The sequence below is a fragment of the Cupriavidus sp. 05T313 genome, from assembly GCF_056396665.1.
This window is the reverse complement of sequence record NZ_JBFTLX010000151.1, coordinates 1-21,794: the sequence shown is the minus strand read 5'-3', so window position 1 is coordinate 21,794 and position 21,794 is coordinate 1. Positions and strand designations below refer to the sequence as shown.

At 64.0% G+C, this 21,794-nt stretch carries 16 protein-coding genes, 2 tRNA genes and 1 pseudogene; 10 read left to right on the top strand and 9 right to left on the bottom strand.

Annotated features, from left to right (window positions below; all coding sequences use genetic code 11):
• Positions 1 to 916 precede the first annotated feature (916 nt).
• Together AC1DKD_RS27190 and AC1DKD_RS27185 are read left to right on the top strand one after the other, a co-directional pair.
• A complete protein-coding gene (locus AC1DKD_RS27190) occupies positions 917 to 2,461 on the top strand; it encodes a methyl-accepting chemotaxis protein (protein ID WP_441632563.1) in 1,545 nt (514 codons plus the stop codon).
• Between the two features lie 492 nt (positions 2,462 to 2,953).
• Positions 2,954 to 4,192, top strand: a complete 1,239-nt coding sequence (locus tag AC1DKD_RS27185; protein ID WP_441632565.1) for a cation:proton antiporter domain-containing protein — start codon at positions 2,954 to 2,956, stop codon at positions 4,190 to 4,192.
• Between the two features lie 18 nt (positions 4,193 to 4,210).
• On the opposite strand, the gene AC1DKD_RS27180 is transcribed toward AC1DKD_RS27185, so the two are convergent.
• Positions 4,211 to 5,113 carry a LysR family transcriptional regulator gene (locus AC1DKD_RS27180; protein ID WP_441632567.1) on the bottom strand — a complete coding sequence of 301 codons (903 nt, stop codon included), beginning with the start codon at positions 5,111 to 5,113 and terminating at the stop codon, positions 4,211 to 4,213.
• Positions 5,114 to 5,238: 125 nt separating this feature from the next.
• Here AC1DKD_RS27180 and AC1DKD_RS27175 point away from each other — a divergent pair, with 125 nt between their 5' ends.
• The gene (locus AC1DKD_RS27175) at positions 5,239 to 6,330 is read left to right on the top strand and encodes a YeiH family protein (RefSeq protein ID WP_441632569.1); all 1,092 of its coding nucleotides are present in this window, start codon (positions 5,239 to 5,241) and stop codon (positions 6,328 to 6,330) included.
• 56 nt (positions 6,331 to 6,386) lie between these two features.
• On the opposite strand, the gene AC1DKD_RS27170 is transcribed toward AC1DKD_RS27175, so the two are convergent.
• A tRNA-Leu gene (locus tag AC1DKD_RS27170) sits at positions 6,387 to 6,473 on the bottom strand.
• Positions 6,474 to 6,691: 218 nt separating this feature from the next.
• Between AC1DKD_RS27170 and AC1DKD_RS27165 the strand changes: the two genes are divergently transcribed.
• From AC1DKD_RS27165 to AC1DKD_RS27155, 3 genes are all read left to right on the top strand, one after another.
• Entirely contained in the window at positions 6,692 to 7,036 is a 345-nt protein-coding gene (locus AC1DKD_RS27165; protein ID WP_441632571.1) for a hypothetical protein, read from the top strand.
• A gap of 280 nt (positions 7,037 to 7,316) precedes the next feature.
• Entirely contained in the window at positions 7,317 to 7,574 is a 258-nt protein-coding gene (locus AC1DKD_RS27160; protein ID WP_276287391.1) for a hypothetical protein, read from the top strand.
• 195 nt (positions 7,575 to 7,769) lie between these two features.
• Positions 7,770 to 8,177, top strand: a complete 408-nt coding sequence (locus AC1DKD_RS27155; RefSeq protein ID WP_276287392.1) for a heme-binding protein — start codon at positions 7,770 to 7,772, stop codon at positions 8,175 to 8,177.
• A gap of 255 nt (positions 8,178 to 8,432) precedes the next feature.
• On the opposite strand, the gene AC1DKD_RS27150 is transcribed toward AC1DKD_RS27155, so the two are convergent.
• The 4 genes from AC1DKD_RS27150 to AC1DKD_RS27135 all read right to left on the bottom strand — a co-directional run bounded on the left by AC1DKD_RS27150 (position 8,433) and on the right by AC1DKD_RS27135 (position 10,890).
• Positions 8,433 to 8,765, bottom strand: coding sequence for a hemin uptake protein HemP (locus AC1DKD_RS27150; RefSeq protein WP_441632573.1), 333 nt, complete (start codon positions 8,763 to 8,765; stop codon positions 8,433 to 8,435).
• Positions 8,766 to 9,032: 267 nt separating this feature from the next.
• On the bottom strand, positions 9,033 to 9,446 hold the full coding sequence (locus AC1DKD_RS27145) for an ExbD/TolR family protein (protein ID WP_441632575.1): 414 nt from the start codon (positions 9,444 to 9,446) through the stop codon (positions 9,033 to 9,035).
• Positions 9,447 to 9,475: 29 nt separating this feature from the next.
• Positions 9,476 to 10,204, bottom strand: a complete 729-nt coding sequence (locus tag AC1DKD_RS27140) for a MotA/TolQ/ExbB proton channel family protein (protein ID WP_477143921.1) — start codon at positions 10,202 to 10,204, stop codon at positions 9,476 to 9,478.
• A 29-nt stretch (positions 10,205 to 10,233) separates the two neighbouring features.
• The gene (locus AC1DKD_RS27135; RefSeq protein WP_441632578.1) at positions 10,234 to 10,890 is read right to left on the bottom strand and encodes an energy transducer TonB; all 657 of its coding nucleotides are present in this window, start codon (positions 10,888 to 10,890) and stop codon (positions 10,234 to 10,236) included.
• A 431-nt stretch (positions 10,891 to 11,321) separates the two neighbouring features.
• Between AC1DKD_RS27135 and AC1DKD_RS27130 the strand changes: the two genes are divergently transcribed.
• Complete coding sequence (locus AC1DKD_RS27130; RefSeq protein WP_477143920.1) at positions 11,322 to 13,622, top strand: AAA family ATPase; 2,301 nt, start codon at positions 11,322 to 11,324, stop codon at positions 13,620 to 13,622.
• Between the two features lie 21 nt (positions 13,623 to 13,643).
• Here the strand turns inward: AC1DKD_RS27130 and murI are convergent, their stop codons facing one another.
• The 3 genes and pseudogenes from murI to AC1DKD_RS27115 all read right to left on the bottom strand — a co-directional run bounded on the left by murI (position 13,644) and on the right by AC1DKD_RS27115 (position 17,030).
• Complete coding sequence (gene murI, locus AC1DKD_RS27125) at positions 13,644 to 14,456, bottom strand: glutamate racemase (RefSeq protein WP_441632582.1); 813 nt, start codon at positions 14,454 to 14,456, stop codon at positions 13,644 to 13,646.
• Between the two features lie 120 nt (positions 14,457 to 14,576).
• A complete protein-coding gene (locus tag AC1DKD_RS27120; protein WP_276287777.1) occupies positions 14,577 to 16,100 on the bottom strand; it encodes a fumarate hydratase in 1,524 nt (507 codons plus the stop codon).
• Between the two features lie 151 nt (positions 16,101 to 16,251).
• Positions 16,252 to 17,030 (bottom strand): annotated as a pseudogene (locus AC1DKD_RS27115) (DMT family transporter).
• A gap of 393 nt (positions 17,031 to 17,423) precedes the next feature.
• On the opposite strand from AC1DKD_RS27115, the gene acs reads away from it, so the two are divergent.
• From acs to AC1DKD_RS27100, 3 genes are all read left to right on the top strand, one after another.
• Positions 17,424 to 19,406 (top strand): acetate--CoA ligase, encoded by a 1,983-nt coding sequence (gene acs, locus AC1DKD_RS27110; protein WP_477143919.1) that lies wholly within the window; start codon positions 17,424 to 17,426, stop codon positions 19,404 to 19,406.
• Positions 19,407 to 19,493: 87 nt separating this feature from the next.
• Positions 19,494 to 21,545 carry a sodium:solute symporter family protein gene (locus tag AC1DKD_RS27105; protein WP_477143918.1) on the top strand — a complete coding sequence of 684 codons (2,052 nt, stop codon included), beginning with the start codon at positions 19,494 to 19,496 and terminating at the stop codon, positions 21,543 to 21,545.
• A gap of 62 nt (positions 21,546 to 21,607) precedes the next feature.
• Positions 21,608 to 21,698: transfer RNA gene (locus AC1DKD_RS27100), tRNA-Ser, on the top strand.
• Positions 21,699 to 21,794: the final 96 nt, after the last annotated feature.

Here is a 21,794-nt window from a genome sequence, read left to right as displayed (position 1 = left end):
AGCGTGCGCCCCGATCTTGTGGGGCAGGTGCTCGCTTGCTCTTCGCGGCCAAGACGCCCGCGGGTAAGGGCTGAATGCAAAAAAGGGCCCGCCATTGCGTCACATATCTTCGAGGGGTTACGTTTTGCGGCGAGCCGGCACGTGAAGTAGCTCGGGCCAGCCGCAGCCAGGCAAGCGTCAACGGGGGATTGTGGCGCGGCGCACACAGTTCGGTGTTCAGGGGCGCGCTGCGGGGCGCAATGCAATAAGTCATTGATTTATAAGTGTCCGGGCGGCCTGCAAAGCCGTGTTCGCCAGTTCAACTCTGATCGCCGCTTAGATCGTTAAGCACTTAGCGCTGCCCTAATCGGTGGCGCTTTTGCTTTTTAGCGAACCAAGTGGCGGCACTCGCTGGTAAATAGGGCGAAGTCTCCCCGGGGTTCCTGTGCTCCTAAAGGGACAAGCTTGTCTGGCCGCGTGAACTCGTCCTCCTGCTCCCTCTTTTCGCCCCATCGACTGTCTGGCAAATTCCGTCTTGCTCGTTCCTGTTCCCCCTCCCCGCGCTGCTCGTCCCGCATGCCAGCACCGTTGCCTGGGCTCTAGCGGCACCTCCTGGCGCTGTCAGTTCATTGCTTCCTTTTGTCGCCTATCATTCGCTATTTTTAGGACTTATCCTATTATCGTCGTTTATTTTCTGTTTTCTGGCATTTTTGCTTCAGCAAATGCCACCGGATGCCGTAAAGACGGAGGTAAGACCCGTTCAAAAGACGGTTCGCCGGATCTGAAGTCTTCGCAAGCGCGCTTCGAAAGTAGATTTGTCTGGGCTTGTGGGTGGTTTGGCGCGGCAGGAGCCGTGCACGCGACCCGTGGGCGTCATTTCAACATCCTCCTTTCCAGGAATCGGTGCCCGCCCTGTGGCGGGCGCCGGCTATGCGTAATGAATATCACTCAACGCCTGCTGGCCACCTTGTCGCTGGCCTTGTTCGCCATACTTGCCCTCGGTGTCGGCGGCATCTGGCAACTCCGCGCATCGCAGGAGCGCTTTTCCTACTTCAACGACAACACGCTGGTCAGCGTACGCACGCTGGATGACCTCTGGGCCAATGTCAACGGCATGCGCGTATCGCTCTACGCCTATGCCCTGTCGGACGAGGCGAGCGGGCGCGCGGAAGCCGTGGCGGCTTTAGCGAAGGCTGACCAGGCTTTCGATACGATTGTTGCCACCTACGAACGCAACGACATCTCGGATGAGAAGGACCGGGCGCTGCTGGAAGCCGACCGGGCCGCGGTGAAGCGGTACCGGGTGGAGCGGGAGCGTTTCCTGGAGAAGTCTGCGGAGGGCGATGCCGAGGCGGCGCGGGGCATGTTGCTGGGTGGCTCGCTCTTCAAGGCCGCGACGGCGCTGGGCACGGCCATCAACGAACACGTTGCCTACAACGCCGCCTTGGGCAAGCAGGTGGCCGAGAACAACCGCAAGGCGTACGAACTGGCGCTGACGGTGTTCTGCGCGATTATCGGGGCCGCCTTCGTGATCACCGGCGCGATGGGTTTTTCGCTCTATCGCCGAATCCACGGCAGCCTGGCGGAGATCGAGCAGACCTTGCACTACGTCAGCGAGTCGCTCGACCTTGGGCGGCGCGCATCGGTGCGGCACAACGATGAGATCGGGCGGACGGCGATTGCCTTCAACGAATTGATCGAGCACGTCGCCTCGGCGCTGTCGGAGGTGCGCATGTCGACCGATTCGGTGAGCACGGCGGCCCATCAGATCGCCGCCGGCAATGCGGACCTTTCCTCGCGCACGGAACAGCAGGCGGCAGCGCTGGAGCAGTCCGCGGCGAGCATGGAGGAGCTGGCGGTGACCGTGCGGCAGAATGCCGAAAACGCGCGCCAGGCCAGCGGCCTGGCGGACAATGCCGCCGACGTGGCGGTGCGCGGCAGCACGGCGGTGCAGCAGATGGTGGATACCATGGGTGTGATCAGCACGAGTTCCACCCGCATCGCCGAAATTACCTCGCTGATCGAAGGCATTGCCTTCCAGACCAACATCCTGGCGCTCAATGCCGCCGTGGAAGCGGCGCGTGCCGGCGAACAGGGGCGCGGTTTCGCGGTGGTGGCGGGCGAGGTGCGGAGCCTGGCGCAGCGTTCATCCAGCGCGGCCAGGGAGATCAAGGACCTGATCGATACCGCGGTCAACACGGTAAGCACCGGCTCGGCGCAGGCGGAAGATGCCGGGCGAACCATGAATGAGATCCGCGTGGCCGTGAAAAGAGTGTCGGACATCATCGGCGAGATTGCCGCGGCTTCCAGCGAACAGAGCACCGGGATCGAGCAGGTCAACCAGGCTGTCGGGCAGATGGACCAGGTGACGCAGCAGAACGCCGCCCTGGTGGAGCAGGCGGCCGCGGCTGCGCAGTCGCTGGATGAGCAGGCCCACAAGCTGCGCGATACGGTGGCGACGTTCCGGCTGGCTGCTAACTAGCAAAGGGAGGGCCAGGCCCGGTGGTGCCGGACGCCATGTCCGGCCGGTTTCCGGGCCTGGCACGCGGTCCCGCTGACTTCCTTCCGGGTGGTGACCACAGCGGACCGCACCTTCGACACGAGTCCATTCGGTGCCGTGTTCATAAGCCGGAACATTAAAGGGCCACATCCGGCCCGATTCCCCGCTTTGCCGCAGTGATGATCGTGTTACATTCCATATCGTAGTCTTCGCGGGGCGTTCGGGGGATATCTGGCCTGAACTGTGCGCCATTGTCCGGATGGACCACTGCCACGCGATTGCCCCCGGGCCCTGTAAGACTCCCGTTCCCGTTTTCCCTCAATCAGCGCGGTACCTCCTGGCCACTGCGCGGCGCTCGACGCCGCAAGGAAGGCAAGGGGTTGCTTTGTGGTCCCCGCCGGGCTCTTGCCGGGGAGGGCGGGCGAGGTCATCCAGTCAACGCCGTCATGGCCACCTACGAGGAACCCAGAACGCATGCATCACGCTACCCCGCTCATCAGCACCATCGTCGGCGGCCTCGTCCTGGCGTTTATTCTTGGCGCGCTGGCCAACCGGCTCAAGCTGCCACCGCTGATCGGCTACCTGTGCGCGGGGATCGTGGTTGGACCGCATACACCGGGCTATACCGCTGACCAGGCGCTGGCTCCCCAGCTGGCGGAGCTAGGGGTGATCCTGCTGATGTTCGGCGTTGGGCTGCATTTTTCCCTCAAGGACCTGATGGCGGTGAAGAAGATCGCCATTCCTGGCGCTGTGGTGCAGATCGCCATCGCCACCATGCTTGGCATGTGCGCGGCCTGGGGCTTTGGGTGGGAGTGGGGGCCTGGCCTGGTCTTTGGGCTGGCGCTTTCAGTGGCGAGCACCGTGGTGCTGCTCAAGGCGCTGCAGGAGCGCGAACTGGTTGAGTCGCCGCAGGGCCGGATTGCGGTCGGGTGGCTGATCGTGGAAGACCTGGCCATGGTGCTGACGCTGGTTCTGCTGCCGGCACTCGCAGGATTGCTGATGCCGTCTGGCGATGTGGCGGGCCAGGATGCCGCCGTGCCAGGCTCGGGCGAGATCTTGTTCACCGTGCTTGCCACCCTGGGCAAGGTGGCCGCCTTCGTCGCCGTCATGCTGGTGATCGGCCGACGCTTTATTCCGTGGATGCTGGAACGCATCGTCTGGACCGGCAGCCGTGAACTGTTCCGGCTCGCGGTGCTGGCTACCGCGCTTGGCGTGGCCTTCGGCGCCTATTCACTGTTTGGCGTGTCGTTCGCGCTTGGCGCGTTCTTTGCCGGCATGGTGCTGGCGGAGTCCGAGTTCAGCCATCGCGCGGCCGAGGAGTCGCTGCCGCTGCGCGATGCGTTCTCGGTGCTGTTCTTCGTTTCGGTCGGCATGTTGTTCAACCCCATGGTGCTGATCACCGATCCCTGGGGCGTACTGGCCACGCTGTTTATCATCGTGGTGGGTAAATCGCTCGCCGCGCTTTGCATCGTGCGGGTGTTCGGGCATTCCACCCGCACCGGCATGACCATCGCGGTCAGCCTGGCTCAGATCGGCGAGTTCTCCTTTATCCTTGCCGGCCTTGGCGTCTACCTGAAGATCCTGCCCGAGCGCGGGCAGGCGCTCATCCTGGCTGGCGCGCTGCTGTCCATCGTGCTCAATCCATTGTTGTTCCACCTGCTCGACCGCTACAACGCCAGGCAAGCGGGCGAGGGTGATCCGCAGGCGGCCTGAGCGCGGGAGCGCGGCCGTTCAGTGGCCGCCGGCAGCGTCGCAGCGGAGATACTCGGTGAAGGCCAGCAGGCCCTGCGTCGGGTATTTGTCCTGGTGGACCACCAGATGCAACGGTCTCACTACCTCGGGCAAGCCTTCGCGCAGCGCTACCAGGGTACCCCGCTGCAATTCGTCCTCCACGACTTGCAGTGACAGGCAGCTCACACCATAGCCGCTCATCACGGCGCGTTTGATGGCCTCGGAATTGCCCAGTTCCAGGGCAAAACGCAGTTCGCCCAAGAGCGGGGCCAGGCGTTGCTCGATGATCTCGCGTGTCCCCGAGCCGGGTTCGCGCACAATCCAGTCCGCATCGCGCAAGGCTTCAAGGTCGCCCTGCCGGCTTGCCAGCGGGTGTGCGGGACTGACCACTACCACCATCACATCGTCGCGCCAATGGGCGCTGCGCAAGTCTCGCTCGTGGCAGGTGCCTTCGATCAGCCCGATATCCGCTTCGAACTGGAGCAGCGCCTGCAGCACTTCGCGGGTGTTGCCGATGCGCATGTCGAGCGCGCAAGGCCCGCTCTGCGCGTGCCGAAAGCCCGCGAGCAAGCCGGGCAGGATATAGCTGCCGATGGTATTGCTGGCGGCAATGCGCAGTTGTACGCCGGGCTGGACGGTGAAGCGCTCGAGTTCATGGGCCTGATCCAGCAGCGAAAGCGCACGTGGGAAAAACAGGCGGCCGGTCTCATTGATGCTGAGGCGGCGCGCAACCCGGTCAAACAATGCGCCGCCCAGCGCGCTCTCCAGATCTGCCAGTGCCGCGCTCACGGCGGATTGAGACATCGCCAGCGCGTCGGCCGCCGCGACAGTGCTGCCGTGCTGCGCAACCGCGACAAAGACGGAGAGCTGGCGCAGGGTCAGGCGGAGAGGGCGCTGGTTCATATCTGAAATTCAGGTAACGTATAGCGATATTACCTGTTTTACAGGTTTTCGCCAGCTAAGTAGGCTTGGGACATGCTTAATTCGCGCCCCGAAGCCCTCCGGCTGCAGGGGTAAGGGATCCCGCCATGTCCACCACCTCTTCGACCGCAGTTGCCAGTCTTGGCGCCCAGCCGCCATCATGGCCGACAAGGATCCTGACCCTGGTGCCGTTGGGTTTCATCGCCTGGCTGGCCATGGTCTTCTCGGCCCACCCGGCCTTCTCGCACCTCGGCTTGAGCGCGCTGACGCTAGCCATGTTTGCCGGCATGGTGGCCGGAAATACCTTGCCGCAACGCTGGCTGACCCCGCTGGGGCCCGGCATGCAACTGGCGCGACAGCAGTTGCTGCGGCTCGGCGTGGCGCTGTACGGCCTGCGGCTGACCTTCGGCGCCATCGCCGACCTTGGCCTTGCCGGCGTGCTGGTACCTTTGGCCATGCTGGTGTCGACCATGCTGTTGGGCGTCTGGATCGGTTCCGCGCTGCTTGGACTGACCCGCCGGGAAGCGATCCTAGTCAGCGCGGGCAGCGCGGTCTGTGGAGCCGCTGCGGCCATCGCGGTCGCGTCGGTCGTGCGCACCGACGACCGTCAGACGGCTGTCGCCGTGGCCACCGTGGTGTTGTTTGGCACGGCGGGCATGCTGCTGTATCCCTATCTGTTTGAACTGGCCACGCAGCACTGGCACCTGGCAATCAGTGAGCGCACGTTCGGTATCTATACTGGCGCCACCCTGCACGAGGTGGCTCAGGTAATCGCGTCGGGCAAGATGGTCAGCGATGCCACCGCGGACGCCGCGGTAGTCACGAAGATGGTGCGCGTACTGGCGCTGGGGCCGTTGCTGCTGGTGCTCGCGCTGTGGCCGAAGGGTGCCCCCGGGGCCGAGGGTGAAAGGGCAACCGGCGCGCGGCCTTGGGGCGCGATCCTGAAGGCCGTGCCATGGTTCGCCGTGGGCTTCGTGGCGGTCATGGCGGTGCATTCCGCCGGCCTTGTGCCCGAGGACTGGAAGCCCACCCTGCTGGCGTTCGATAACTGGCTGCTCGCTTGCGCGATGCTGGCGATTGGCCTGCACACCCGCATCGGCACCTTGCTGCGCGCCGGACGCAAGCCACTTGTGCTGGCTGGCCTGCTGTTTGTATTTCTGGTGGTGGGAGGGGCGCTGCTGTGCGCGGTGGTGGCCTGATCGGGCCAATGGCGTCGCGGGTTGGATGCGTTGGGCTGGCCTGGCGAGGTGGATGCTGGTGCGGCCGACGGGGGTCGAACCCGTAAGCCCGTAAAGGCGGCAGATTTTAAGTCTGCTGAGTCTACCAATTTCTCCACGGCCGCACGGCAAGCCCGATATTGTGGTCGGTTGGGCGCGGTGATGCAAGCTCCGCGCGGGTGTCTGCCGGGATTGGTGCCAAGTGCAGGGGCGGAACGCGGCTAAGTGTCCTAAGTGTCTATTGTTACGCCTGGTAACAATGTAGCGTCCTCGGTTTCACCTGGAAATTTCCAGGATCCTACAATACGCCTTATCGAATAACGACTTGCAAGAGGCAAGGATCATGAAACGTTGGTTGCTCGCAGGACTCGCTTTGCTTGGAGCGCTGGCATCGGGTGCGGCAATGGCTCACGTGAGCGTTGGCGTGGCGATCGGTGTGCCCGGCGTGGTCGTGGGTGGCCCGGCTTATTATCCGCCGCCTGCCTATGTCGCCGGGCCGCCCGTGGTCATGGCACCGGCGCCGGTCTACTACGGACCGCCCCCGGTCGTGGTGCGTCCGGCCCCCGTCTATTACGGCCCTGGCCCTGCCTACTACGGTCCGCGCTACTATGGCCGAGGCTATTACGGACGAGGCTACTATGGCCCACCGGGGCATGGGCATGGGCATGACCACCGCCACTGGCGATAAGCATGAATGACCTGCGCCACGCAGGTTGTTAAAAGGGGCCCTCCGGGGCCCTTTTGTATTTCGGGTGCAGCTTGGAAAGGCAAACTGGGCGCGGCTAGACGGCTAAGGTTCCATAGTCGGGAGTGGGGTCAAAAAATTTGAAGAGTCAGATCAAACCGTTGCTCATATCTTTATTAGGGTTTCCACCTATACTGCTGCTGTGACACCGTGATGAAAAGATTCCGCAAGCTATCGCATCCGGTGCCCTTCCAGCCAGCACGATTCCCAAGAGGACCCGCCCATGAAAATCAAGAACACCCTGGTGGCGATTGCAGCACTGACCGCCCTCACCGCACTCTCCGCATCCGCTTTTGCCGCAGGCGTCAACAAGCGTGACCCGTACACCGATGGCGCCAAGATTGGCAAGGTCGATGCCTACACCGATGGCGCCAAGATGGGCAAGGTCGATCCTTTCACCGACGGCGCTCGCAAGGTGGATCCGTTCACCGACGGCGCCAAGGTAGGCGATCGCCGCGACCAGTTCAGCGACGGAGCCTGAGTTCGTGGGACGCAAGTCCGTGGCGCCTGAGGGCCACGGCAGTCCGCACACGGCAACCGTAGTAATGCAAAAGACCCGCCAGGCGCGGGTCTTTTGCTTTTTACGGGCTTGGCGCGGACCGCCGGGCCCATGGTCATGCCAAGGGCCGTGGCGCTATACTTCCGGCTCATTGAAACGATTTTCGAGGAGAGTGGTATGCAGCAAAAAACCGTGCTGACGGCAGATGATGTGAAGAAGGTGCTGGCCGCAGCCGAGCTCGAGGCCAAGAATCACCACTGGGCGGTGTCGATCGCCATCGTGGACGACGGCGGCCACCTGCTGGCGCTGCAACGCCTGGATGGCGCTGCGCCGATCTCGAGCTATATCGCTACCGAGAAGGCACGTACGTCGTCGCTGGGCCGTCGCGAGTCGAAGGTCTACGAAGACATGATCAACAACGGCCGCCACTCGTTCATGACCGCGCCTGTGATGCAAGGCATGCTGGAGGGTGGTGTGCCTATCGTGGTTAATGACCAGGTCGTGGGTGCGGTTGGCGTGTCGGGCGTGAAGTCGACCGAAGACGCGCAGATCGCGCGCGCGGGTATCGCCGCCCTGGGCGTCTGAGACTCGTCTGCGAGCCAGAGCAGAGTGTAGTGCCGACAGTGAGCCAGGCTCACTGTCGCGGCATCCGCCTCTCGTTGCGGACGAAAGTCCTTGTCTTTCCCGATGCTGAAGCCTGTCGACGGGTTTCGCTGCCAGGCGCCGGTTCCGGTAGCCAGACTCCCCTCATCGCATCATTCCATCGTCGCATCGTCTACCTGCTGCATGGCCGTTGCCAGGGCGGCTGGGAACGCTTGCGCAGGGCGCGTCGCCGTGCGACTACTTGGTCAGAATCAGCTTGCCGTAACGGGTGATGCGCAGCGTGTAGACCTCGCCGTTATGCAGGATGGGCAGCAGGTTGTTACCGCGCATCAGCGTCTCCAGTGGCACCGCATCGCCCGCCGGCGCCGCGGAGAGGCTATCGCGCACCAGGGCTTCGAGCCGGGCGGGCAGGCCGGCTACGGCAGATTTCATCGATTCGATCGCCGCGCTGGCCGGGTTCTCGCGGCGCGCTTGTGCAGGCTTGCTGGGGGTGACTTCAACCCGGCGCAGGGAAAGGCGGCGGCGGGTGACTTCATGCGGTTGCGACAGCGGCAGGGTCAGGGTGCTCATCGGTGGGCTCCGGTCCGGTGGTCCGTGGTGTCAACGCGGGACTGCGTATTGCCACGACCGGGTTCAAGGTCGCTCAATCTTAAATGAGAATTGTTATCATTACAATAGAGATTTTTGATTGCGGATGGCCTCGGCCGAACCTGCATTCCGGCGCCGCTATAAGTGGCATAAGGCGCATTTTCCAGGCAAACAAAAAGGGCACTTCATGGAGTGCCCTTTTTGTGCCTGTTGCGCTGCCGCTCCAGCGGATGCGGCGCGTTCAAGCCGTCAGTGCTTGGGTTCGGTGATGAACCCGATCTTGCCGAGTCCGCCGTGCTGCGCGGCGGCCATGACTTCCGCCACGCGCTCGTAGCGCACATCGCGATCGGCGCGCAGGTGCAGCTCCGGCTGCGGCTGCTGCTGCGCGGCCTGGGCGATGTTGGCCTCAAGCGTCGGCTCGTCTACTTCCGCCTGGTTCCAGAAGACCTTGCCGTTGGCATCGATTGACAGGTTGATGTTCTGCGGCTTGGGATCGTTGGGCGTGTTGGTCGCCCGCGGGAGGTCGATCTTGACCGCGTGGTTGATCACGGGAATGGTGATGATGAAGATGATCAGCAGCACCAGCATGACGTCGACCAGCGGCGTCATGTTGATTTCGCTCATTACTTCGTCATCGTCCGAATCGAGGGTGCCGAATGCCATGATGACTTCCTTGTTGCCTTGCTACGGCCTTACTGGTTCTTGACTGCGAGGCGCAYGCTATTGTCGTCGGGGCGGGCGCTGGTCGGACGCACACGGGCACCGGTGACGAAATAGGCGTGCAGGTCGTGGGCGAAGCGATTGAGCTTCGAGATCACGCCCTTGTTGCCGCGGGTCAGTGCGTTGTAGCCGAGCACGGCGGGGATCGCAACGGCCAGGCCGAAGGCGGTCATGATCAGTGCCTCGCCCACCGGGCCCGCCACCTTGTCGATGGTCGGCACGCCGGAGGCGCCGATGTTGATCAGCGCGTGATAGATGCCCCACACGGTGCCGAACAGGCCAACGAACGGGGCCGTGGAACCGACCGAAGCCAGCACAGCCAGGCCCGATTGCATGCGCGCGACGGCGTCGTCGATGGCGCTCTTGAGCGAGCGGGTGATCCAGTCCGAGATGTCCATCACATCGTGCAACTGGGGCTGGCTGGCGCGGTGGTGCTGCGCGGCCTCCTTGCCGGTCATGGCGAGCGAACGGAATGGGTTGGCGTCGCTGCTGCCGAGCGTTTCGAGGGCGTGATCGAAATCGTCGGAGTGCCAGAATTGCTTTTCGGCGCCGTGCGCCATTTTCTTCAGCCGGAAGAGATCCCACGCCTTCGTGAGAATCACGATCCACGAAGCCAGCGACATGATGAGCAGAATGATGGCGGTGGCACGCATGACGAAATCGCCTTGCGTCCAGAGGTGGGAGAGTCCGAGGTCCTGCATGTTGGTTCCTGGTGAGGTCGGTATTGAAATCAGTTGAGTTCGAACCCGATCGGCTGCTGGGCGGTAACCGCCACGGCACGACCGTTGTCCAGATATGGCTTGCAGCGCATGCGTTGCACCGCGTCCACGGCAGCCTGGTCCAGGCGGGAAGATCCGCTTGAGCTCACGACAGCAGTCTTGACCACCTTGCCGGTCTCGTCCGTGGTCAGACGAACCACGGCCTTGCCGGTTTCACCCATGCGGCGCGATTGCGACGGATAGGTGGGTTGCGGCGGGCTGCACTGGATTTCGCCGATGCCAACCGCGCGTGGCGCCGCCGACACCGGAGCGGGAGGCTCGGGGGCGGGCGCCGGAGGGGCCGGGGGGGCAGGTGGCGCGGGCGGCGCTTCCACGGCATTGGGTGTCGGCGGCAGCGAAGCCACCGGCGTCGGCGTGGGGCGCGGTTGCGGCGGAGTGGGCTTGGGCGTGGTGACCTTCACTTGCTTGGGTGGGGTCTCCGGCTTGGGCTTGGGTGTTTCGACGGCAGGTTTCTGAGGCGGCTCGAGCGGGATGATGCGGGCGACGATTTCCGGAGAGATCACGGCCTCCGTGATTTTACGGCCCAGCCCGCTCTGGATCAGGTAAAGCAGTCCGGCGTGGAACAGCAGGACGGCGAGCGTGATCTTGAAAAAACGTTGATCGAACATGAGAAAACAGCAGATGTCGGCGAATTGGCGCGGCGCCGGCTTTATTAGCGATAGGGCCTATTTGCGATAGAACAGGATCAGCGAGATGYCACAACCGACCAGCAAGCTAAGCAGCAATTCCATGATAAACGCTCCTTCAACAGTGATGCCGGTGGGAGCGCCGCTCTTGAGGCAGCGTGTCAGGCGATGAGTATAAACGATAATGATTCTTATTTGTTGGCGTTTTTGTGCATCGCATTCTTGCGCTGCCGCGCAGCCGTCTTTATACGCCGATTTGGCCGTGCACTACCGGCGCCGCGACAAAATGCGTGTTCTCGTACGGCACAGGGTTGCCGGCAATGCCCGATCTGCCACAAAGCGCGCTAGCATAGGAAAAGAAGAGCAATTCGCCGCGCCGGTGACGGCGCTCCCCCGTGCGAGAGGACCAGGCCATGGACTTCACCCGTTTCGCCGAAGACGACCGCTCGACACTCCTGCGCGCCGCTGCCGGCGCGCCGTGTACTTCCGCGCTTGACTGGATGTGTGCCCAGTTCGCCTTGCGTGTCGTGTGCTCGCTGGGACCAAGATTCAACCTGCGCAGCAATATCAACGACATCCTGACTGTCAGCGCCCAGGAGATGGTGTGGCCTTATGGCGTGGTGCTGCGCGTGCAGCGTTTCCTCGCCGCGCGCTGCGCCGACATGCCTGCCTGGAAGGGCGCTGCGCGCCTGACGCCGGAAGAGTTCCTGGAGCGGCACGGACAATGGAACAGCGCCTTTGATGAAAGCGCGCTGTTTTATTACCTGGACGAGTACGTCAAGCACCACGCCAAGGATATGTTTGCCGTTTTCGACGCGTCGGCGGCGGCGCTGGCCGCGCGGCTGGACGGCGAGCGCGTGCTGCTGGTACGCAATATCGACATGCTCAGCCATGTGCTGGATTTGCCCGAGCACGAGCGCAAGCTGCTGCTCTACGCGGCGCTGGCCAAATACAAGCGCGATCTGCGCGCCGTGATGGTGGATTGCAAGGTGGCGCACAGCCAGGAGGCTTTCCAGATCCTGGCGGGACTGACCGGTGCCAGCCCTGCCGCGGTGGCCGCTTCGCTGCGGCCTGGTTCGCGCCTGGAGACGCTCAACCTGATCGAGCAGCCACTGCCCGAGAACAGTGTGACCGATCTCGGCGACCTCATGCGTTTGTCGGATCGCTTGTTGCACGTGCTGCTCGGCAATTACGCCAATGAAGCCGAGATGATGGCGGTGTTCACGCGTCCGGCGGCCGCGCCCACGCTCGGCACCGGCGACTATCCGCACGTCGAGACCGATGCGCGCTACCTCTCCGCCTTGCTCGCGAACGCCACGCGGCAGCACGCCTGCGGCGTGAACGTGCTGATCTACGGCCCGCCGGGCACCGGCAAGACCGAGTTCGCGCGGCTGCTCGCGCGCGAGGCAGGGTGTGAGCTGTATGAAGTGGACTGCCTGGACCGTGACGGCAACAGCCTGTCGGGCAAGGACCGTTACCGCTCGCTGCAGGTGTCGCAGGCATTCCTGCGTGGCCGTCCGCGCACGGCACTGCTGTTCGACGAAGTCGAGGATGTGTTCCCGGGCAGCGCGCGCGAGCTGACCAGCCTGTTCGGCCAGGAGGACACGCGTGGCTCCGTGAACGGCAAGGCGTGGGTCAACCAGACCCTGGAGCAAAATCCGGTGCCGGTGATCTGGATCTCCAACTCGATTCGCCAGATCGATCCGGCTTACCTGCGCCGCTTCCAGTTTCATCTGGAGCTGAAGATCCCGCCGCCGCTGGTGCGCGAGAACATTATCCGCAAGCACCTCGGCACGCTGGACGTGAGCGATGCCTTTATCGCTTCGCTGGCGGCGCGCAAGACCCTGACGCCGGCACAGGTGCAGTCGGCGGCGCGCTTCGTGCAACTGGCGGGGCCCGGCGTTGCCGAACCGGTGGAGGCGCTGATACTGCGGCAACTGGACCACGCCGACCGCRCCATGGGTTTGCGCCCGGAAGTGGAAGGGCGCCCGGTGGTGACGCACTATCGCCTGGATTACCTCAACCTGGAGACGCGCTACGAAGTCGGCAAGATCGTGCAGGCGCTCAAGGCCAGGCAGCGCGGCACGTTGTGCTTCTACGGACCGCCGGGCACGGGCAAGACCGCGCTTGCGGAGCATATCGCGGCCGCGCTTGAACAGCCGCTGATGATCCGGCGCGCCTCCGACCTGATGAGTAAATACGTGGGGGAAACCGAGCAGCAGATCGCCGCGATGTTCGCTCGTGCCGAGGAGGACGGCGCGGTGCTGCTGCTGGATGAGGCCGACAGCTTCATGCAAAGCCGGCAAAACGCGGTGCGCAACTACGAGGTGTCGGAGGTCAACGAGATGCTGCAGGGCATGGAACGCTTCAACGGCATCTTCGTCTGCACGACCAACCTGTTCGAGCGCATCGACGAGGCGGCGCTGCGGCGTTTCTCGTTCAAGATCCGCTTCCTGCCGCTCAAGGCGGACCAGCGTACCGCGATGTTCATCGAGGAGGCGCTCGATACCGATGCCGGCCGCCTGGACCCGGCCATGCGCGCGGAGCTCGCGAAGATGGATTGCCTGACGCCGGGCGACTTCGCCACGGTAAAGCGTCAGTGCGTGTTGCTCGGGGAAACGTTGACCCCCGATGAATTCCTGGCGCAGTTGCGCCAGGAACATGCGGTCAAGCCCGATGTGCGGCAGCGCCGGCCGCTGGGCTTCCTGCAGTAGCCGGATGGGACGGCGCGGGCCTCAGTCGACTGCGGGCGCGGGCTCGATCACCAGCGTTTCCGCCAGCGTGTCCACATGCAGCAGCGCCGCTGCCATGGCGCGCAGGTGGGCGGCGTCCTTGGTGGAGGTATAGCGGTCGACGGGCACGGCACCGGCATCGGCGGTCATGCCGTGCTCGGCCAACTTGCGGCGCAGTTGCCGTGCGATGGCGTCGCCGGTATCGACCAGCGTCAGGCGGTCTCCCACCAGTTCGCGCACGGTGTCGGACAGGAAGGGGTAGTGGGTACAGCCGAGCACCAGCGTATCGGCGCCGGCCTCGAGCATCGGCGACAGGTAGGCGGTCAGTTTCTCGCGCACGGCCGGCCCGTCCACATTGCCTTGCTCGATCAGCGGCACCAGCCCGACACCGGCCTCGCAGAGGAACCGGCTCTCGCCTTCCAGTGAGGCGAGCAGGCGGCCGAACTTCGCGCTTTTCAAGGTGTTGCCCGTGGCCAGCACGCCAACGACTTTGCTGCGGCTCGCGGCGGCAGCCGGTTTCAGGCCGGGTTCGACGCCGATGATGGGCAGCGTCAGCCGTTCGCGCAGCGTGTGGATCGCGTGCATGGTGGCGGTGTTGCAGGCGATCACCAGCGCTTTGCAGCCCTGCGACACCAGCCATTCGCAAACCTGCAGCGTGCGCGCTTCGACAAAACGCTCGGGCTTTTCGCCATAGGGCGCGTACTTCGAGTCGGCCACGTAGATCAGCGATTCATGCGGCAGCAGGGCGCGGATCTCGCGCAATACCGACAGGCCGCCGAGGCCGGAATCGAAAATGCCGATGGGTGCGTTGTTCACGGGAAGGGAAGAAGGCAAATCAGGCAATCAAGAAGTCAGGTAGCAAAAAGCCGGGTCGGATGACCCGGCTTTCGCTGACAGCATGGCTATCACGGCGAGGCTTGAATGACAACGCCGGATTTACAGCGCCGCCACCGGGATCTTGCCGATCTTGGCCTGCCATTCGGCGGGGCCGGTCTTGTGCACCGAAGTGCCTGCGCTGTCCACGGCCACCGTCACGGGCATGTCCTTGACGTCGAACTCGTAGATGGCTTCCATGCCGAGGTCTTCGAAGCCGACCACCTTGGCCTCCTTGATGGCCTTTGCCACCAGGTAGGCTGCGCCGCCGACCGCCATCAGGTAGGCCGACTTGTGCTTCTTGATGGCCTCGATCGCCACCGGGCCGCGCTCGGCCTTGCCGATCATCGAGATCAGGCCGGTTTCGGCCAGCATCATCTCGGTGAACTTGTCCATGCGGGTAGCGGTGGTGGGGCCTGCCGGGCCAACGGCTTCGTCGCGCACCGGGTCGACCGGACCCACGTAGTAGATCACGCGGTTCTTGAAGTCCACCGGCAGCTTTTCGCCCTTGGCCAGCATGTCGGCGATGCGCTTGTGGGCAGCGTCGCGGCCAGTCAGCATCTTGCCGTTGAGCAGCAGGGTCTGGCCCGGCTTCCACGAAGCGACTTCTTCCGGCGTCAGCGTGTTCAGGTCCACGCGCTTGGAAGTCTCGGTGTTCGGTGCCCACTCGACCTTCGGCCAGGCCGACAGGTCAGGCGCTTCGAGCTTGGCCGGGCCGCTGCCGTCCAGCGTGAAGTGCACGTGGCGGGTAGCCGCGCAGTTCGGGATCATCGCCACCGGCTTGGAAGCCGCGTGGGTCGGATAGCCCATGATCTTGACGTCCAGCACGGTGGCCAGGCCGCCCAGGCCTTGTGCGCCGATGCCCAGCGCATTGACCTTCTCGTACAGTTCGACGCGCAGTTCCTCGATCCAGTCCTGCGGGCCGCGGGCGATCACGTCCTGGATGTCGATCGGGTCCATCAGCGATTCCTTGGCCATGACCATGGCCTTCTCGGCGGTGCCACCGATGCCGATGCCCAGCATGCCCGGCGGGCACCAGCCGGCGCCCATGGTCGGCACGGTCTTGAGCACCCAGTCGACGATGGAGTCGGACGGGTTGAGCATGACGAACTTCGACTTGTTCTCCGAGCCGCCGCCCTTGGCCGCCACCTGGATGTCCACCGTGTTGCCCGGCACCACTTCATAGTGGATCACGGCGGGGGTGTTGTCCTTGGTGTTCTTGCGGCCGCCTTCGGGCGGGTTCACGATGGATGCGCGCAGCACGTTGTCCGGGTTGGTGTAGCCGCGGCGCACGCCTTCATTGATCATGTCCGACAGCCCCATGGTGGCGCCGTCCCAGCGCACGTCCATGCCCACCTTGACGAAGATCGTCACGATGCCGGTGTCCTGGCAGATCGGGCGCTTGCCTTCGGCGCACATGCGGCTGTTGGTCAGGATCTGCGCGATCGCATCCTTGGCCGCGGGACTCTGCTCCAGCTCATAGGCGCGGCCCAGGCTGGTGATGTAGTCCATCGGGTGGTAGTAGCTGATGTATTGCAGGGAGTCGGCGACGCTCTGGATGAGGTCTTCTTGTCTGATGACAGTCATTTTATGGGGAGGACAATCGAGGGGAAATTCAACCCGGAATCATACACCGAGGAGGGGGGGCCGCGCCGGGGCTGCATGCGCGTGTCGACATTGTCTCGGGTGATGCCGGGTGCACGCCGCGCGGCGAAAGCGGCACCCTGCGAGGCTGGTCTCAGTGCCGCGCCTCGTCCCGGTCCGCACGCCAGGCCCGGCGGGCCAGCGGCCCGGGCCAGCTTGCCAGCGCGATGCCGGCCAGCACGCAGCCAAGCGCCACGCCGTGCGGCCAGCCCGGCTTTTCCCCGAGGAAGACGATGCCGTACGTGGCGGCCGCGATCGGCAGCACCGCGGTGAACACGCCGGCCAGTTGCGCAGGCACGTGGCGCACGCCTTTCATCCACAGCCAGAACGAGAAGATGGGGTTTGCGCGAGGCGCCGCGAGAGGATCACGTAGATCGACTCGCAGATCACCGCGCCCATGATCATCAGGTTGCCGACCAGGGCGTTCTCGCCGCCGCTGCCGCCACCGTGATCCGTGCCCCGCGCCACGTTCAATACCGCGATGCCGGCCACCGCAAGCAGCACAGAGAACACCGTGCGCCGCGACAGCCGCTCGCGCAGGATCAGCCAGGAGAGCAGGGCCACCGTGGCCGGGATGGTACTGGTGATCACGCCGGCGGCCATGGCGCTGGTCAGGCGCACGCCGCCCAGCATCAGCAGCGTGAACAGAAACGTCCCGAAGAAGGCTTGCAGGAAGAGATTGAGCCACTCGCCGCGCGACACTGCGCGCATGCGCGACGGACGGTACCAGGGCGCCAGGCAGACAATGGCGATGGCGAAGCGCAGCAGCGCGAACAGCAGGATCGGCACGTAAGCCACGATGGCCTTGCCCAATCCGACATTGCTGCCGACAAGGGCCATGGCGGCAATCAGGAAGAGGGCGTGGATGGGCACGAGGTTTGGGGTGGAACTGCGCTTCTACGGTGATTTGGGGTGCGCCCCCCGATGGATCGCGATGGCGCGCATGGGAGAGGGCGATCCGGTAGCCGTGCACATGGCGTGCAAGGCGCATCCCTGCAAGCGGAGTCCGCAATGCCGCAGCGCCATGTTCGGAATAGGACTCGCGGCATTATAGCTGTGCTAGCCTAATGGAGAGGGCTGCACTTCCTTGCCCGCAGGTCTTGTCACGTACCGCGCCGGAATACCCGGCGGCGATCCATGTTGCGATGCAGCAGGCGGCACATCGGTGCGGACAGGCGCGCGGGCCGCTTTTGCAGCGTCAGGTTTAAGTAAGCCGTCGAGCGTAACTTGCAGCCAGGCTGCCACGCTATATCAGGAGACAAACAAATGTCCGCCATCGAGTCGGTGATGCAGGAGCATCGCATTTTCAATCCCCCCGAATCCTTCGCCAAGCAAGCCGCGATCCCCAGCATGGAGGCTTACCAGGCGCTATGCGATGAAGCCGACCGCGACTACGAGGGGTTCTGGGCGCGCCACGCCCGCGAGCAACTGCATTGGACCAAACCCTTCACCAAGGTGCTCGACGAGAGCAATGCACCGTTCTACAAGTGGTTCGAGGACGGCGAGCTCAATGCCTCCTATAACTGCCTGGACCGCAATCTGGATAACGGCAATGCGGAGAAGGCGGCCATCGTCTTCGAGGCCGACGACGGCACCGTCAGCAAGGTGACGTACCGCGAGCTGCATGCCAAGGTCTGCCAGTTCGCCAACGGTCTGAAAGCGCTCGGCGTCAGGAAAGGCGACCGCGTCGTCATCTACATACCTATGTCCATCGAGGGCGTGGTGGCGATGCAGGCCTGCGCCCGCCTTGGGGCGACCCATTCCGTGGTGTTCGGCGGCTTCTCCGCCAAGTCGCTGCAGGAGCGGCTGGTCGACGTGGGCGCGGTGGCACTGATTACCGCCGACGAGCAGATGCGCGGCGGCAAGGCGCTGCCGCTCAAGGCCATCGCTGACGAAGCACTGGCGCTGGGCGGCTGCGAAGCCGTGAAGAATGTGATCGTGTACCGCCGCACAGGTGGCAAGGTCAACTGGAACGAAGGCCGCGACCGCTGGATGGACGAAGTCGCAGCCGGCCAGCCGGAGACCTGCGAAGCGGAACCCGTCAGCGCCGAGCATCCGCTGTTCGTGCTCTATACGTCTGGCTCCACCGGCAAGCCCAAGGGCGTGCAGCACAGCACCGGCGGCTACCTGCTGTGGGCGCTGATGACGATGAAGTGGAGCTTCGACATCAAGCCCGACGACAKGTTCTGGTGTACCGCCGATATCGGCTGGGTCACCGGGCACACCTATATCGCCTACGGTCCGTTGGCCGCCGGCGCTACCCAGGTGGTGTTCGAAGGCGTGCCCACCTATCCCAACGCCGGCCGCTTCTGGGAGATGATCGCGCGCCACAAGGTCAGCATCTTCTACACCGCGCCGACCGCGATCCGCTCGCTGATCAAGGCCGCCGAGGCCGACGAGAAGATCCATCCCAGGCAATACGATCTGTCCAGCCTGCGCCTGCTGGGCWCGGTGGGCGAACCSATCAACCCCGAAGCCTGGATGTGGTACTACCGCAATATCGGCGGCGAGCGCTGCCCGATCGTCGATACCTTCTGGCAGACCGAGACCGGTGGCCACATGATCACGCCGCTGCCGGGCGCCACGCCGCTGGTGCCGGGTTCCTGCACCTTGCCGCTGCCAGGCATCATCGCGGCAATCGTCGATGAAACCGGGCAGGACGTACCCAATGGCAGTGGCGGCATCCTGGTGGTCAAGCGCCCGTGGCCTTCGATGATCCGTACCATCTGGGGCGACCCGGAACGCTTCAAGAAGAGCTACTTCCCGGAAGAACTCGGTGGCAAGCTTTATCTCGCCGGCGACGGTTCGATCCGCGACAAGGATACCGGCTACTTCACCATCATGGGCCGCATCGACGACGTGCTCAATGTCTCGGGTCACCGCATGGGCACGATGGAGATCGAGTCCGCGCTGGTGTCCAACCCGATCGTGGCCGAAGCCGCGGTGGTTGGCCGTCCGGACGACATGACCGGCGAGGCCATCTGCGCCTTCGTGGTGCTCAAGCGTTCCCGTCCGAACGAGGAAGAGGCCAAGCAGATCGCCGCCGAGTTGCGCAACTGGGTGGGCAAGGAGATCGGCCCGATCGCCAAGCCCAAGGACATCCGCTTCGGCGATAACCTGCCCAAGACGCGCTCCGGCAAGATCATGCGGCGCCTGTTGCGCTCGCTCGCGAAGAACGAAGAAATCACCCAGGACACGTCCACCCTGGAAAACCCCGCCATCCTGGACCAGCTCAAGCAGGCACAATAACGGGGTTCCCGGCCAACCTGCCGGCGCGCCATGCGCGTGCCGGCAGGTTTCCTCCGCATCCACCCCGCCTGTTTAACCACTGCTCTCATGCCCGACGAACAGTCGCGCTTTCGCCGACGGCTGCTGCTGTACTACGGCTTGTTCACGATCGGCCTGTTTGTCTTTATCGGCATGATGGGCCTGCTGGAGCGCTCCAGCGGCGATGCACTCTGGCTCGGTTACGTCTTCCTGTTCGTCACCATCGCCATCTATGCGTGCATCGGGCTGATCTGCCGTACCTCTGACCTCAATGAATACTATGTAGCCGGACGGCGCGTCCCCGCGCTGTTCAACGGCATGGCGATCGCCGCCGACTGGATGAGCGCGGCGTCCTTCATCGGCCTGGCCGGCATCCTGTTCGCGTCGGGCTACGAAGGCCTGGCCTATGTGATGGGCTGGACCGGCGGCTATTGCCTGGTTGCCTTCCTGCTTGCGCCCTATCTGCGCAAGTATGGCGGCTACACCATCCCCGACTTCCTGGCCGCGCGCTATGGCAACGGCAAGCCCGGCGGCAACATGCCGGTGCGCGCGATCGCCGTGATGGCGGCGTCGCTGTGTTCCTTCGTCTACCTGGTAGCGCAGATCCAGGGGGTAGGGCTGATCGTCACSCGCTTTATCGGCGTGGAGTTYGCCGTSGGKGTGTTCTTCGGCCTGGCGGGGATACTGGTCTGCTCATTCCTCGGCGGCATGCGCGCGGTGACGTGGACCCAGGTCGCGCAATACATCATGCTGATCGTGGCCTTCCTGGTGACGGTCTCGATGATTGCCTGGAAGCATCATCACGAAGTGCTGCCGCAATTGAGCTACGGCACGCTGCTGCAGCAGATCGACACACGCGAGCGCAGCATAGAGCGCGACCCGGCCGAGCAGGCCGTGCGCGAACACTATCGCCAGCAGGCCATCCAGATGCAGGAGCGCATCGCCAGGTTGCCGCAATCGTTCGACGACGAACGCAACGCGTTGTCCGCGCGCCTGCAGGAACTGCGCTTGCGCAACGCGCCGCTGYGCGAGATCAAGACGGTCGAGCGCGAACGGATCGAATTTCCGCGCGATGTCGCCACAGCCCATCAGCAATGGAACCAGCAGCGCGAGGAGGCCCTGGCGCGCAGCCAACCCTCCATTCCGTCGACCGAACCGTACCCGTCGCCCTCGGAGGAAGAGCGCAAGACCAAGCGGCTGAATTTCGTGTTGCTGGTGTTCTGCCTGATGCTTGGCACGGCCAGCCTGCCGCATATCCTGACCCGGCTCTACACCACGCCTTCAGTGAAGGAGTCTCGCAACTCGGTGGCCTGGGCAGTGTTTTTCATCGCGCTGCTGTACGTCTCCGCGCCGGCGCTCGCGGCGCTGGTCAAGTACGAATTCTTCCAGCACCTGGTTGGCACGCCGTACGCGGAGTTGCCGCAGTGGGTGGTGCAGTGGCGCAAGGTCGACCCGCCCGTCTTCGGTATTCGCGATGTCAATGGCGACGGCATCGTGCAGTGGGCGGAGATCCTGATCCAGCCGGACATGATCGTGCTGGCCGCGCCGGAGATCGCCGGCTTGCCCTATGTGGTCTCGGGGCTGGTTGCCGCCGGTGCGCTGGCGGCGGCGTTGTCCACCGCGGACGGCCTGCTGCTCACCATCGCCAATGCGCTCTCGCACGACGTTTTCTATCACATGATCGACCGCACCGCGAGCCACCAGCGCCGCGTCACCACCGCCAAGATCGTGCTGCTCGGGGTGGCGCTGTTTGCCTCCTACGTCACGTCGCTGCGGCCCGGCAATATCCTTTTCCTGGTCGGCGCGGCATTCTCGCTGGCGGCCTCCAGTTTCTTCCCGGTGCTGGTGCTGGCGATCTTCTGGCGCCGCACCACAGCCGCGGGGGCGGTCGCCGGGATGGTGGCGGGGCTGAGCGTGTCGATCTACTATATTTTCGTCAACTATCCGTTCTTTACCCGGATGACGGGCATCTTCGGCAACCGCTGGTTCGGCGTGGACCCGATCRCCTCCGGCGCATTCGGCGTGCCAGCCGGGTTTGCCGTGGCGATCCTGGTCAGCCTCCTGACACCACGCAACGCCCCGGTGATCGACCGGCTGGTGACGTACCTGCGGCGTGGTTAGGCCGGCGGAGCAGGAAACACTAGATTTTCCGGATAACCCTCTGATATACTCGTGGACTTGCTGGAGAGATGGATGAGCGGTTTAAGTCGCACGCCTGGAAAGCGTGTATAGGTTAATAGCCTATCCGGGGTTCGAATCCCCGTCTCTCCGCCACTTATACTGTAAGGCTTTGCGGGTTAGCGCTTCTTAACCCGTGGGTCATGGATCAAGGGCTGGGTCATTGGAAACGATGGCCCAGCCCTTTTTCTT